A 13871-nucleotide genomic window follows, 5' to 3' on the forward strand; every position below is an offset into this window, starting at 1 on the left:
ATGGCATTCACCTTGAGCAGTCCCGACCTGCAGCCCGACACGATGATGCCCAGGAGCTTCGAGTTCAACGGCTTCGGCTGCTCCGGCGACAACCAGTCGCCGGCGTTGCGCTGGAGCGGCGCGCCGGCCGGCACGAAGGCTTTCGCCGTCACCTGTTTCGATCCCGACGCGCCGACCGGCTCCGGCTGGTGGCACTGGAGCGTCGTGAACATCCCGGGCGACGCCACCGAACTGCCGCGCAATGCCGGAGCCGAAGGCGACGCCAACCTGCCCGAGGGCGCGAGCCATGTGCGCATCGACTACGGCGTGAAGGCCTGGGGCGGTCCGTGCCCGCCGCCTGGCGACAAGGCGCACCGCTACGTGTTCACGGTGCACGCGCTCAAGGACCGGCTGGAACTGCCGCCGGACGCAACGGCGGCGCTGGCCGGTTTCATGATCAACGCCAACACGCTCGAGAAGGCATCGTTCACAGCGCTGTACGGGCGCCCAGCGCAATAGGGCGGCCGGGGCGCGTGCGGTTGGCGCAGCATCCATGACGTCGCGCAGGCGTCCCCCGGCGGGCGCGGCCGAGCCGCGCGCGGGCGCGCCGGACGAGGCGTCCGGCATCCGCACGTACCGGATGGTCGACCGGTCGGACCGGCTCGACTTCGAGATCCGCGACCACACCGTCCGGCCGCCGGTGGTCATGCCGCACCGGCACGAGTTCTTCCAGATCGAGGCCAACGTCAGCGGCGAGGCGCACCACGTGCTGGCGGGCAAGCGCTGCCGCTACCCGGCGCGCTCGCTGATCTTCATCCTGCCGTACCGGGTGCATTACGCGGCGCACGAACCAGGCGCCTCCGAGTACTACGTCATCAACTTCGCCACCAACTTCCTGCGCCACGACTTCGACCTGTCGCCGCTGGACATGGAAGAGGCGTCGATCGCCGAGTACCCCGAACTGACGCCGTTCCTGTACGAAGGCCACGTCGATTTCGTCTTCGGCGAACGGGATTTCCGCCACGTGCTGGCCTTGCTGCAGCACCTCGCCGTGCTCCACCGGGACCGCAAGCTCGGCACCATAGAGCGCATCCGCGGCGCACTGCTGGAGCTGATCGGCTTTACCGTGGAGCGCTACGCCGACGAACTGGAGGCGCTCTCGGGCCGCCGGGTCTACATGCAGGGCCGCACCGACGCCCTGCGGCGCGTGCTGAAGTTCATCGACGAACACCTGCAGCGGGACATCTCGCTCAACGAAGTGGCCGAGGCCGCATTCCTGTCGCCGAACTACCTCTCGCAACTGCTCAAGAAGCAGACCGGCATGGCCTTCGTCGAGTGGCTCACCGCGCGCCGGATGGAACGCGCGCAGCACCTGCTGTCGCACACCGGCGAGCGCATCTTCGCGGTGGCGAACGCGGTGGGCTTCGCCGACGAGGCGTATTTCACGCGGCGGTTCCGGCAGCGGTTCGGCCAGTCGCCGAGCGGGTACCGCAAGGCGATGCGGGGATCGTGAATTCGGGAACCAACAGCCGTCCGTCTTAAAACAGCCGGGTCTTCACGAACTTCGCCTCCAGGTAGTCCCGGATGCCCAACGGGCCGCCTTCCCGGCCCATGCCGCTGTCGCCCACGCCGCCGAACGGCATCTCGGCGCTGGCGATGGCCAGTTCGTTCACGCCGACCATGCCCGCCCGGATCGCTTCGCTCGCCAGCGTGGCGGTCTTCAGCGACCGCGAGAACAGGTACGACGCCAGTCCGTAACCGGTGCTGTTGGCCTTGGCGATCGCCTCGTCGAAAGTCGCGAACGCCGCGATCGGTGCCACCGGGCCGAACGGCTCCTCGCGCATGATCAGCGCCTGGTCGGGTACGTCCGCGAGCGCCGTCGGCGCGAAGTAATAGCCTTTGCCGCCCGCGATGTGCGCGGGCCGGCCGCCGCCGGCGATCAGGCGCGAGCCGCGCTCGACCGCGTCGGCCACCAGCCGCTGCGTGTTCTCCAGGCCGCGCCGGTTGGCCAGCGGCCCCATGTGCGTCTCCGGGTCCAGCCCCGGTCCGACCTTGAGGCTGTTGGCCACCGCGGCGAACTGCTCGCAGAAGCGTGGATAGATGCTCTCGTGCACGTAGAAGCGGGACGGGGACGCGCAGACCTGGCCCGCATTGCGGTACTTGAAGCGGGCGCACTGTTCGGCGGCATGGTCGACGTCGGCATCCTCGAACACCAGCACCGGCGCATGGCCGCCCAGTTCCATCGAGACCCGCTTGATGCCGTCGGCGGCCAGGTGCAGCAACTGCCGGCCCACGGCCGTGGAGCCGGTGAGGCTGATCTTCGCCACGGCCGGCGAGCGCACCAGGTACTCGGAGATGAACCGCGAGTCGCCGGTGACGAGGTTCACCACCCCGGCTGGACAGCCCGCGTCCGCCAGCGCCTGCACCACCGCCATCGCGCTGCCGGCCGCTTCGCTGGCCGGCTTGACGATGATCGAGCAGCCGGCGGCCAGCGCCGCCGCGATCTTGCGCGAGGGCAGCAGCGCGGGGAAGTTCCAGGCGGAGAAGGCGGCCACCACGCCCACCGGCTCCCAGCGGATCTGCATCCGCACTTCGGGCACCCGGGCTTCGATGGTCTGGCCGTAGATGCGCTGCGTCTCGCCGGCGTACCACTCGAACTGGTCCGCGGCGTCGCGCGTCTCGCCGCAGGCCTGCACCAGCGGCTTGCCGGTTTCCTGCGACATGAGGCGGCCGATGTCCTGCTCGCGGGCCCGGATCAGGTCCGCCGCCTTGCGCAGCACGGCCGCGCGCTCCCACGGCGAGGCGCGCCGCCAGGTTTCCAGACCTTGCCGAGCGCTCGCCAGCGCCGCGTCCAGGTCCGCCCGGGAGGCGACCGGGATCCAGCCGAGGATCTCCTCCGTGGCCGGATCGATCACCTCGCGCGCGCCACCGTCCTCGGCCGCACGCCAGGCGCCGCCGATGAACAGGCCCCAGCCACGGTACAACCCGAAGTCCTCTCGCTTCATTCCTGCTCCCCGGTCAGATCGCCATGCCCTGGTAGCGCCGCTGCACGTCGTCGCACCAGTTGCCCACGTTCCACGAGCCATACGCGCCGAGCCCGCCTTCGGGCGCAGTGCCGGCGTAGACCGGCACGTGCACGACCGAAACGCCGTGGTGCGCGTGCGCCTCGCGCAGCGCGGCGTCCAGCGACGCCGCCGTGTCGCCGCCCCACACGGCCTTGACGCCGGCGACGCTGGAGGCGAGCCGCACGTAATCCACGGCGACGCCGTCATTCGTGCGGAAGTCGGCGCCGTACTGCGCGTGCTGCAGGCCGGAGATCGCGGCCATGCGGCGGTTGTCGAAGATCACGATCATCCCGCGCGCGCCATGTTCAACCGCGCTGATCAGCGCCTGCGGATTCATCATGAACGAGCCGTCGCCCGTGAAGGCCACGCCGTAGCGCGGTTTGGCGGCGAGACCGGACGCGACCAGCGCGCAGGTGGCGAAGCCCATGTACGAAGCGCCGGTCTCCGTGAAGGTCTCGAACGGCCGGTCGTCCTCCACGGTCTGGAAGCCGTTGGCCTGGACGTCGCCGGCGTCGAAGTACTTCACGGCGTCGATCGCCTTGGCGAAGTCGCACACCTTCTTGATCGCCGCCGGCTGCGTCAGCACCGGCCGCTGCCACACGGGATCCTCCAGGCCGGCCAGCGACTGCCGCTGCGCCAGGAACGCCTTCCACTCGCGTTTGGCGCGCGCGCAGTCCTCCAGCCACGCCTGCCGCTGCGGCGAATCGACGGGCTGTTCGCCGATGGCTTCGAGCAGTTGCCCGATCACCATGGTGATGTCGCCCGCCAGCGCCAGCGTGTTGTTGTAGTGGGTCGCGTCGGCGAGGTCGGCGTTGATGTTGATCACATGCCGTGCGTTGGGGTAGCCGACGCCGGAACAATCGGCCTGGCAGACGGCGCGCGTGCCGATCGCGACCAGCAGCTCGCCGTTGGCCATCGCGTGGTTGCCGCTGATCGAGCCCTTGCTGCCGCCGACGTGCATGTTCTGCAGATGCGCGTCGGGCAGCACGCCGGTGGAACCCGGCGACAGCACCACGGCCGCGCCGGTCCGCTCGGCCAGCGCGCGGATCGCACCCGCGGCCTCGCGGCCGCCGCCGCCCACCTTCATCACGATCCGCGGCGACTGCGCGATCAGCGCCGCCGCCCGCGCCAGCAGTTCGCGGTCGCCGATGGCGGCGCGGGGCACCTGCAGCCGCTCGGGAAGCGCGGCGATGTTCAGGTCCTGGATGGTCCTGGGCTGCGTGTTCAGCGGCAGCAGCAGGTAGTACGGCCCGGCCTTGTACGGGTGGTGCACGCATTGCGTGCCGCGCCGCAGCGCGTCGCGCAGCGCCTCGGGCGTGTGCAGCACGTACGACTGCCCCATCACCGCCGTCAGCTGGCCGTACAGGCCCTGCAGCGGCTTGGGGATCTGCTGCATGTTGTAGCCTTCGCCGTGCGTGGTTTCGTCGCCGTAGATGTGGTACACGCCGACGCCGTTGCTGGCGGCCGCCAGCGAGCCCGCCATCGCCTGCAGCCCGCCGGGGCCGATCGAGGTCACGACGGCGCACGTCTCCCGGTACACCCACGCGAGTGCCGTGCCGGCATGCGCCATCTCCACTTCGTTGCGGAAGTTGAAGACCTGGGTCACGCCCGCGTCGGTGTAGACACGCAGCACTTCGGCCAGGTCGGTCGACCCGTGGCCGAAGATCGCCAGGTACTTGGTCACGCCCTGGCGCAGCAGCCCCAGCACCAGCCCTTCGGACAGCGAGACGCTGGCGCGCGCCGGCAGCAGCCCTTGTTCCAGGGCCGCGGCGAGCGACCCGGCACGGGCGATGGCGGTGGCGCGCATCTGCTGGCCCGCGACGCCGGGCAGTTCCGCCAGCGGGATGTCTGCAATCTGGTTCATTCCGGTTCTCGCGAAAAGTCAGGACTGGCGCCGCCCGGCGCCAGCGGTCAGGGCGTCTTCTTCAGGCCGGCCTTTTCCATGGCCCTGGCCAGCAGCTGGTCGTCGGCGGCGATGGTCGGACCGAAGTCGGTCGCCGGCTGGAAAGCCGGCGCGAACCCCAGCTTCTCGCCCTGCGCCTTGAACTCCGGCGTACCGACGGCGGCGCGCACGGCCTGTTCCAGTTTCGCGACCACCGGCTTGGGCGTACCCTTGGGCACCGCGATGCCGCGCCACATGTCGGCCTGGAACTTCATGCCCTGCTCGATGGCGGTGGGGACGTTGGCGAAGGCCGGCTCGCGCTGCGATGCCAGGACACCCAGCACCTTCAGGTTGCCGGCGCGCACCAGCGGGGCCAGGGCGCCGGGCAGTTGCACGATGGCGTCGATGTGGCCGCCCATGAGGCTGGTGACGACCTGCGCCGCGCCGAACGGCACATGGCTCACGTCGACGCCCTGGTCGTTGAAGAAGCCGACGCCGGTGATGTGGGTGTGGCTGCCGATGCCGGAGTTGCCGACCTTGAGCTTGCCGGGATTCTTCCTGGCGTAATCGGCCAGCTCCTTCAGGTTGTTCCACGGCGCGTCGCCCTTGACGGCGATCACCGGCAGTTCGACGGTGACGCGCGCCACCGGGTCGAACGCCTTGTAGTCGAACGGCGTCAGCCCGGAGTAGTGCACCGTGGAAATGGAGTTCGAGTTGAACACCATCGAGTAGCCGTCCGGCTTTTGCGCCTGCACGTGCTTGTAGCCGATGGCACCGCCGGCGCCGGGCCGGTTCACTACCGTCACCGGCTGCCCGAGCTGCTTGGCCATGCCGTCGGCCAGTACGCGCGCGACGACGTCCGCGGAGGAGCCGGCCGGGAACAGCACCGTGAGCTCCACCGGCCTGGCCGGGAACTCCTGGGCCGCCACATGCAAAGAGACGCCGGCCACGATGGCCAGCGTCCAGAGCTTGATCGAGAGGAACCGCCTGCCGGCGGTCGATGCGAGGTTCATGTCTGTCTCCTTGTGATTCGTTGTCGTGCAGGCCACCGGCGCATTCTGGCGCGCGCCGGGTGTTCCGGTGCTTCAGGCGACCTTGCGCAGCGGCGGCCGCGCTGCCCGCTTCTCGCGCAATGCCGCCATGATCCGTTCCGGCGTGGCCGGCAGCCGCGTCATGCGCACCCCCACGGCGTCGTGGATCGCGTTGATGATCGCCGCCGCGGTAGGCGTGATCGCCGGCTCGCCGATGCCCTTGACGCCCAACGGGGTCTTCGGGTCCGGCTCGGTGATCAGCACCGAGGTGACCTTGGGCACGTCGAGGGCCGTCGGCAGGATGTATTTCGCGAAGCCGGGCGTGGCGGTGCGGCCTTCCACCTGGATGTAGTCCTCCATCAGTGCGTGGCCCAGCGCCATGACGACGCCGCCTTCGATCTGCCCTTCCACCTGCTGCGGGTTGACGACCCGGCCGACGTCGTGCGCCGCCCAGACGCCCAGCACCTGCACCTCGCCGGTGTCGTCGTCCACTTCCACCTCGGCGATCTGCGCGCCGAACACGTAGCTCTGCCAGGGCGTCGCCTCGCCGGTCTCGGCATCGAGCGCGGTGTGCTTCGAGGTGAACAGGCCGCTGCCGACGATCACGACGCCGCGTTCCTTCTTGAGCACGTGCACGGCGTGCGCCATCGTCATGCGCTTCGTGCTCGATCCTTCCACCCACACCTCGCCGGCGAACGCCTTGATGCTCTCCGGCGCGACGCCCCAGTACTCGCCCATGGCCGCGCGGAACTTGCCGAAGGCCTCGCGGCAGCCCACCGCCACGGCGTTGCCGATCATGTAGGTCATGCGCGTGGCGCCGGCGTGCGCCGCTTCGGGCACCCGGGCCGTGTCGTTGTCGCCGAGCACGATGTCCTCGGGCCGCACGCCCATCTCCTCGGCGGCGATCTGGGCCAGGCCCGTCAGCACGCCTTCGCCGATCTCGGTGACGCCGGTGGCGATCTTCACCGTGCCGCCGTCGTCGAGCTCCACCCAGACCGCCGCGCGGTCCATCGCCGCCGTGCGGGCGATGCCGTACCAGCCGCAGGCGACGCCGCGTCCTCTATGCTTCATGGGGTTCTCCTTTGGCAACGGCCTGGGGCGCCAGCCGCGCGCCCAGCGCGCACGGCTCGCGGGTGCCGGGGCCGCCGACGTCCTGCCGCGGCGCGAGGCCCCTCGCCTGGCGATGCGGCACGCCGGCGTCCCAGCCTGCCGCCTCGATCACGGCTTCCAGGCAATCGACGGCCAGCACGCGATCGAGCTGCTGGCGGGTATGCGTCGTCGCGCCATCGCGCATCAGGTTGATCATGCGCAGCTGCACGGGGTCCATGCCCAGGCGCTCGGCGGCCAGGTCCAGGTGGGCCTCGGTCGCGAATTCGGACTGGAACGCGCCGAAGGCACGCATCGCGCCGCTCGGCGTGTTGTTGGTGTAGACGCCGATCGCGTCGACCCACACGTTGGGGATGGCGTACGGCCCCGGCCCCAGGATCGCCGACTTGTTCATCACGCCTGGCGTGGACATCGCATACGCGCCGCCGTCGGCGACCATCACCATCTTCGTCGCGACGATGCGGCCGTCGCGCTTGAGGCCCATCGTGTAGCGGATCTTGAACGGATGGCGCTTGGCGGTCGCCGCGAAGCTCTCCTCGCGCGTGAACACGTAGCGCACCGGGCGCCGGGTCCTGATCGCCGCCAGCGCCAGCATGCCCTGGTAGATCATGTCCTCCTTGCCGCCGAACCCGCCGCCCACCGTGCTCATGATCATGCGCACCTTGTTGATGGGACGGCCCAGGATCTTCGCCAGCATGTGGCGGTGGTGCGTGATGTTCTGGCTGGGCGACTGCACGGTGACGCAGCCGTCCGGCTCCAGGTAGGCCAGCCCGGCCTCCGGCTCCAGGTAGGCGTGCTCGATCGGCGCCGTCTGGTAGGTCTCCTCGACCACCACGTCGGCATCCTTCAGCGCCGCGTCCACGTCGCCCTTGCGGATCCTGGTGTGCTTGCAGACGTTGCCCGGGGCGAAGTCGTGCAATTGCACGGCCCCGTCCTGCAGCGCCAGCTCGGGGTCGAACACGCCCGGCAGCACCTCGTACTCGACCTTGATCGCGCGCACCGCGGCCCGGGCGATCTCCACGGTCTCGGCGGCGACGGCGCAGACCGCTTCGCCGACATAACGCACGACACCGCGCGCCATGATCGGCTGGTCTTCGATGAAGACGCCGAAGTTGTCGACGCCGGGCACGTCGTCGCTGGTGATCACGCATTCGACGCCGGGCATCGCCTTGGCGGCCGTGGCGTCGATCTTCAGGATGCGGGCATGCGGGTGCGGGCTGCGCAGCACCTGCAGGTGCAGCATGTTGGCCATCCACAGATCGGCCGCGTACTTGATGGCGCCGGTCACCTTCGCGGGGGCGTCCAGGCGCCGCGTGCTGGCGCCGATGAAGCTGCCCGCCGCGTCCTCGTCGAGCACGGATTCCGGCTTGCTGCCATTGAGCACGTCGCGCGCGAGTTCCACCGCGTCGAGGATCTTCTGGTAGCCGGTGCAGCGGCAGATGTTGCCTCCGAGACCCTCCCGGATCTCGTCGATCGCCGCATGCGGATTGCGCCGCAGTGTCGCCGTCGCGGCCATCACCATGCCGGGGATGCAGTAGCCGCACTGGCTCGAGCCGCTCTTGTGAAACGCCCGCTGGATCACCGTCATTCCGTTGTCGCGGTCGAGGTCGTCGACGGTCTCGATGCGCGCGCCTTCGATCTTCTGCACCGGCGTCAGGCAGCTCTTGACCAGCTTGCCGTCGACGAACATCGAGCAGGTGCCGCACTCTCCGGCGCCGCAGCCCTCCTTGTTGCCGGTGAGCTTGAGCTCCTCGCGCACGAAGTCGATCAGTCGGTAATGCACGGGCACGTGGCGCGTGACCGTGCGGCCGTTCACCGTCGCCGTGATCGCGGTGAGCGACGGGCGGCCGGAATGCTGCGTGGCCGCTTCAGGCATGGACAGGTTCCTCCTTGGGCAGGCGGGTGAGCGCCACGCCGGCATGGCCGAGCGCGGCCACCAGCGCCCGCTCGACGAAATTCACCAGCACCTCGCGCCGGTACTCCTGGCGGCTGCGCGAAGCCACGCGGTCGGCCACCAGGCCGGCCGCGTGGCGCACCAGCTCGCTCGTTGGCGCCTGGGTGTTGAGCGCGCGCTCAACGTCCGGCAGCCGCTGGGGCACCGGCCCCACGGCGCCGATCGCGATGCGGCAGTCCTCGATCCGGCGCCTGGCCCAATCGAGTTTCACGAGCGCTGCCAGGCACACGGTGGAGATCACGAGCGAGCGCCGGTGGCCGACCTTCTCGAACGCGGCGCCGTGGCCCGGCACGGCGTCCAGGTCGATGCGCGTGAGCAGCTCCTGTGGCCGCAACGCCGTCTGGCCGGGCCCGACGATGAAGTCGGCCAGCGGCATGCTGCGCTGCGCGATCGCTCCGCCTTCGCGCCGCGCCAGGGTGACGGACGCGTTCATCGCCAGCAGGGCGGGCTGCGAATCGCCCGCCGGCGACGCGTTCACCAGGTTGCCGCCGACGGTCGCCTGCTCGCGGATCTGGTCGTCGGCGAACCAGACGGCGCAGCAGCCCAGCACCGGGGCTTGCCGCTGCAGCAGCTCGTCGTTCTGGAACGCGGCGATCGGCGTGGCCGCCCCCATGCGGATGCGGCCCTGCTCCAGCGCCACGCCTTGCAACTGGGGAATGCGCGTGACGTCCACCAGCGCCGGCAGGTGCACGTCGCCGGCGCGGCCTTCGCGCGCCCAGGGCAACAGGTCGGTGGCGCCCGCGACGACGCGCGCGCCGGGAATCCCCTCGAGGGCGTCGAACGCTTCCCCGAGCGTGGCGGGCGTGAGGTACTGCTCGTAGGTCAGCACAAGATCAATATCCCTCGGAATGGTTCATCTTGACGACCACCTTGATCGCGTCGTCGATCCGCTCGCGCGCATAGCGCAGCGCGGTGGGCACTTCCTCCAGCGGGAAGGTGTGGGTGTGGATCATCCTGGCGTCGAAGCGCTTCTGCGCCATCAGCGCCGCGGCGCGGTGCGTCGCGCTCTTGCCTTCGCCGCGGATGCCGTACAGGTAGATGTTGTTGCGCACCAGGTTGGCGATGTCCACCGGCACCGGCTCGGACGGGAACGCCGCCAGGCAGATGCGGCCGCCGCGCTTGAGCATCTTCGCGGCATCGTTGACGGCGTTGGGCGCGCCAGAGCACTCCAGCACGTAATGAGCGCCGCCGTTGGTGTAGCGACGCACGGCCTCCACAGAGTCTTCCTTCGTCACGTTGACGGTGTAGTCGGCGCCCAGCTTGCGGCCCATCTCGAGACGGTTGTCTCGGGTGCCGGTGAGGATCACTTCGCTGGCGCCAAGCGCCTTGGCCACCGCCACGCCCATCAGGCCGATCGGCCCGGGCCCCATCACGACGACCGACTGGCCGGCGATCAGGCCGGCCGTCACGTCGAGGCCGTACATCGCCGTGCCGGCCGTGACGATCAGCGTCGCCTCCTCGTCGCTCATGTCCGCGGGCACGTGGGCCAGCGTGTTGATGCTGTTGATCGCGTACTGGGCGAAGCCACCGTCGGTCGTGAAGCCGTTGGCGCGGTGGCCCTTGTCCATCTCGCCGTAGTTCTTGCCGTAGTTGAGGCAGGCGGTGTACATGCCTTCGCGGCAGCGCTCGCAACGCCCGCATCCGGCGTGCACTTCCACCGTGACGCGGTCGCCCACCTTGTACTCGTCGACGCCGGGCCCGAGCTTGACGACGGTGCCCATGTACTCGTGGCCGGGCGTGAAGTTCTTGTTGAACGGCAACCCGCCCTGGATCTGGGCCGGCGGGCCTTTGTGGATGATCTCCAGGTCGGTCGCGCAGACGGCGATCGCGTCGATGCGCACCAGCACCTCGGCCGCGCCAGGCTGCGGCACCGGCTTCTCGACCAGGCTCAGCTGATCCGGATCGCCCAGCACCCAGGCCTTCATCTTCTCGGGAATCCTGAAAGCCTTCTGGCGGAAAGGCGCTTCGGTCACTGCATTCATTGGCGGTCTCCTGATGTTCGAATGTCGCTGCGGAGCGGGCGCGCCTGCGCACCCGCGAGGAGCCGATTACAGGACCTGCGCGGCGCCGGTTCAAGGGCGCGACGCCAGTTTCTTGGATCCTTGCAAGACTTGAGTGGATTTGTCCAAGGTCCCGCCGCCAGGCTCATCGGTACGGCCCCCCGCCCACTGGGGGAACCCTGGGAAAGCGCCGGGACGAACCGCGTGGCGCAGGACGGGACCGCCCGGAGCTTCCTAGCGCGCGCCGCCCTGGGTCGCCTTGACCGCCGCCAGGACGCCGGCGTGCTTGTCCGTTTCCGCGAGCAGGCGCCGCACGCATGCCCGGATCGCGTCCGCGTCGCAGGCACCGACTTTCGACGTGAGGTAGCCGTCGTCGGCAATGCCGCCGAAGGTCCAGGTGGCCGAATAGATCGTGGTGCCCTCATGGTGCATCGTCGCGAGATAAAGGCCGATCCGCTCGTGCGACTCCTTCACCAGCTTCAGGCGCCTGCTGGCGCCGAGCTCCGTTGCGAGCGATGCCGCGAGGCGTTTGCCGAGGCCATCGGTGCCGGTGTGGCTGATGGTCACGTCCACGCGGCCGTCCCCGGCGGCGGTCGCCGGCCACGGTGCCACGAGCAGGACCAGTGTCGCCGCGAGGCATTGCACGAATCGCATGGACTTCTCCCTTGCCGGCACCGGTGGGTGCGCGTCACGCTGCGGCCATTGTGTGGCAAACGGCGTGCGCCGTGGGCGCTCAGCGCGCCGGCACAGCCAGCCGCTGCAACCCGCCCATGCGCGAACCCAGGATCACCCACGCCTGCACCACGAAGCCGGCCAGCGCGAGCCACAGGCAAGCCGGCTCGCCCCAGGCCGCGCCCACCCAGCCGCCAAGCGCCGCTCCGACCGGACGCGCTCCGGCGTTCACCGTGAGGAACACGGAAGAAGCGCGCCCGAGCATGGCGCCCGGCGTCACGCTCTGGCGCAAGGTCGTCGTCGTGATGGTCCACACGATCGGCCCCACGCCGAACAGGAAGAACGAGGCGGCCGCCAGCACGCCGCTGGGCAGCACCAGCGTGGCCGCCATCGTCGCCGCCGCCAATACCGAAACGGCCGGGCCGAGCTGGACGGCGCGGCCGAACGGCAACGCGGCCGTCACCCGCCCGGCCAGCAGCGCGCCCACCACCATTCCCGCGCCGTAGGCGGCCAGCGTGAACCCCACCGACTGGGCGCCCAGGCCCAGCACCCGCACCGCATACGGCACGTAGACCGCCTGCAGCACGAACCACGAAATGTTCCAGGCAATGCCCGTCAGCAGCATGGGCCGCAGCAGTTCCTGGCGCCAGACGAACAAGGCGCCGTCCCTGATCTCCAGCAGCGGATGCCGACGCGGCGCCGGAGCTCGCGCCGGCTCCACCAGCCGCCACAACAGCAGCGCGGCGGCGCCGGACAGCACGGCGGCCAGCACGAACGCTGCAGGCGCGCCGGCCCAAGCGACGAGGGCGCCGGCCAGGGCGGGACCCGCCGCGAACGCGGCGCTGCGCGCCAGTTCGAGCCGGCCGTTGGCCATCCCGAGCAGCCGGCTGGGGACCAGCGACGGCACAAGCGCGGGCGCCGCGACGCTGAAGCCCACCGTGCCGACGGCGCCGGCAAAGCCGAGCACAGCCAGCCAGGCGATGGAGAGCCGGCCCGTGAGCACCATCGCCAGCATGGCCAACAGCGACAACGCGCGGAGCGCTTCCGCCGCCACCATCAGCCGCCGCCGCGACACGCGGTCGGCCAGCAGTCCCAGCGGCATCGCCAGCAGCAGGAAGGGGAGCGTCTGCACGGCCGCCAGCGTGCCGATCTCGCCCGGCCCGGCGCCGAGCGCGAGCACCGCCACCAGCGGCACCGCGGCCAGGCTCAGTTGTTCGGCGGATTGCGCTGCCAGGTTGGACCAGGCGAGTGCGGCGAAGGGACGGGGCAGCGTGGACGGCATGAAGGCCGCATTGTCGGCGGGCGCCCGTCGGTGGCTCGCCGTTTCCGGACCTGCGAAGCTGCCGGCGGCGGCCGCCTCACAAGGTGCTGACGAGATGGCCCCCGTCCACCGGAATCACGGCGCCCGTCATGTAGCTGGACGCGTCGGAGGCGAGCAGCAGCAGCGGTCCGTCCAGTTCCGGGAGCTGGCCAGGGCGCTTCTGCGGCACCCGGCCGATGATCGCCTGTCCCGCCGCCGAGCGCAGCAGGTCGCGGTTGATGTCGGTCTCGAAGTAGCCCGGCGCGATCGCGTTCACCCGGATGCCGTGCTCCGCCCACTCCAGGGCCAGCGCCTTCGTCAGTTGCACGACGGCGGCCTTCGTCGCCGCATATGCCGCGACCTGCGCGCGCACCCGCAGCCCCAGGATCGACGCGATGTTGATGATGCTGCCGTGCTGGCCGGCCCGCACCATCTCGCGCGCCGCCGCCTGCGCCACCCGGAACACGCCCGACAGGTTCACGTCGACGACGTCCCGCCAGTCCTCGTCGCGCAGCTCGATGCTGGGCGCCCGCGCCACCGTGCCGGCGTTGTTGACGACGATGACGGGCACGCCCATGTCGGCGGTAACACGCTCGAAGGCCCGGCCCACGCTGTCGGCGCTGGTGACGTCGCATTCATAGGCACGCACGTCCTGCGGCCGGCCCGCCGCGCCGCCCAGCTCGCCGGCGACGATCCGCCCCAGCTCGATGCGGCGGCCGACGATGGCCACCCGCGCGCCGTGGTGCGCGAGTGCCTGCGCGAAGTGGCGGCCCAGCCCGCTGAAGCCGCCGGTGACGAGCGCCGTGCGCCCGTGCAGGTCGAATGTGATCATCTTGTCTCCGTTGGGTCGCCGGCAAGATTAGCGCAGCCGCTCCGGCGGT

The 13871-nt window shown here is 70.3% G+C and carries 12 protein-coding genes; 2 read left to right on the forward strand and 10 right to left on the reverse strand.

What is annotated here, in order from left to right; all coding sequences use genetic code 11:
- Both RAMLITH_RS12640 and RAMLITH_RS12645 read left to right on the forward strand, forming a co-directional pair.
- Positions 1 to 498, forward strand: a complete 498-nt coding sequence (locus tag RAMLITH_RS12640; RefSeq protein ID WP_168107788.1) for a YbhB/YbcL family Raf kinase inhibitor-like protein — start codon at positions 1 to 3, stop codon at positions 496 to 498.
- A gap of 34 nt (positions 499 to 532) precedes the next feature.
- Positions 533 to 1492: a helix-turn-helix transcriptional regulator gene (locus RAMLITH_RS12645; protein ID WP_168107789.1), complete on the forward strand. Its 960-nt coding sequence runs from the start codon at positions 533 to 535 to the stop codon at positions 1490 to 1492.
- 25 nt (positions 1493 to 1517) lie between these two features.
- On the opposite strand, the gene RAMLITH_RS12650 is transcribed toward RAMLITH_RS12645, so the two are convergent.
- The 10 genes from RAMLITH_RS12650 to RAMLITH_RS12690 all read right to left on the reverse strand — a co-directional run bounded on the left by RAMLITH_RS12650 (position 1518) and on the right by RAMLITH_RS12690 (position 13822).
- A complete protein-coding gene (locus RAMLITH_RS12650) occupies positions 1518 to 2963 on the reverse strand; it encodes an NAD-dependent succinate-semialdehyde dehydrogenase (protein ID WP_168108123.1) in 1446 nt (481 codons plus the stop codon).
- Positions 2964 to 2997: 34 nt separating this feature from the next.
- On the reverse strand, positions 2998 to 4908 hold the full coding sequence (locus tag RAMLITH_RS12655; protein WP_238344178.1) for a thiamine pyrophosphate-dependent enzyme: 1911 nt from the start codon (positions 4906 to 4908) through the stop codon (positions 2998 to 3000).
- 47 nt (positions 4909 to 4955) lie between these two features.
- A complete protein-coding gene (locus RAMLITH_RS12660; RefSeq protein ID WP_168107790.1) occupies positions 4956 to 5939 on the reverse strand; it encodes a Bug family tripartite tricarboxylate transporter substrate binding protein in 984 nt (327 codons plus the stop codon).
- 72 nt (positions 5940 to 6011) lie between these two features.
- The gene (locus RAMLITH_RS26065; RefSeq protein ID WP_202883264.1) at positions 6012 to 7028 is read right to left on the reverse strand and encodes a xanthine dehydrogenase family protein molybdopterin-binding subunit; all 1017 of its coding nucleotides are present in this window, start codon (positions 7026 to 7028) and stop codon (positions 6012 to 6014) included.
- On the reverse strand, positions 7018 to 8940 hold the full coding sequence (locus RAMLITH_RS12665; protein ID WP_202883265.1) for a molybdopterin-dependent oxidoreductase: 1923 nt from the start codon (positions 8938 to 8940) through the stop codon (positions 7018 to 7020). Before RAMLITH_RS12665 ends, RAMLITH_RS26065 begins: the two co-directional genes overlap by 11 nt.
- On the reverse strand, positions 8933 to 9847 hold the full coding sequence (locus RAMLITH_RS12670; protein ID WP_168107791.1) for an FAD binding domain-containing protein: 915 nt from the start codon (positions 9845 to 9847) through the stop codon (positions 8933 to 8935). The genes RAMLITH_RS12665 and RAMLITH_RS12670 overlap by 8 nt, the downstream gene beginning before the upstream one ends.
- Positions 9848 to 9851: 4 nt before the next feature.
- Positions 9852 to 11000: a zinc-dependent alcohol dehydrogenase gene (locus tag RAMLITH_RS12675; protein WP_168107792.1), complete on the reverse strand. Its 1149-nt coding sequence runs from the start codon at positions 10998 to 11000 to the stop codon at positions 9852 to 9854.
- 252 nt (positions 11001 to 11252) lie between these two features.
- On the reverse strand, positions 11253 to 11672 hold the full coding sequence (locus RAMLITH_RS12680; RefSeq protein ID WP_168107793.1) for a hypothetical protein: 420 nt from the start codon (positions 11670 to 11672) through the stop codon (positions 11253 to 11255).
- A gap of 79 nt (positions 11673 to 11751) precedes the next feature.
- Complete coding sequence (locus RAMLITH_RS12685) at positions 11752 to 12972, reverse strand: MFS transporter (RefSeq protein WP_168107794.1); 1221 nt, start codon at positions 12970 to 12972, stop codon at positions 11752 to 11754.
- 76 nt (positions 12973 to 13048) lie between these two features.
- Positions 13049 to 13822 (reverse strand): SDR family NAD(P)-dependent oxidoreductase, encoded by a 774-nt coding sequence (locus RAMLITH_RS12690; protein WP_181956381.1) that lies wholly within the window; start codon positions 13820 to 13822, stop codon positions 13049 to 13051.
- Between the last annotated feature and the right edge of the window lie 49 nt (positions 13823 to 13871).

This window comes from Ramlibacter lithotrophicus, from assembly GCF_012184415.1.
Classification (GTDB): Bacteria; Pseudomonadota; Gammaproteobacteria; order Burkholderiales; family Burkholderiaceae_C; genus Ramlibacter; species Ramlibacter lithotrophicus.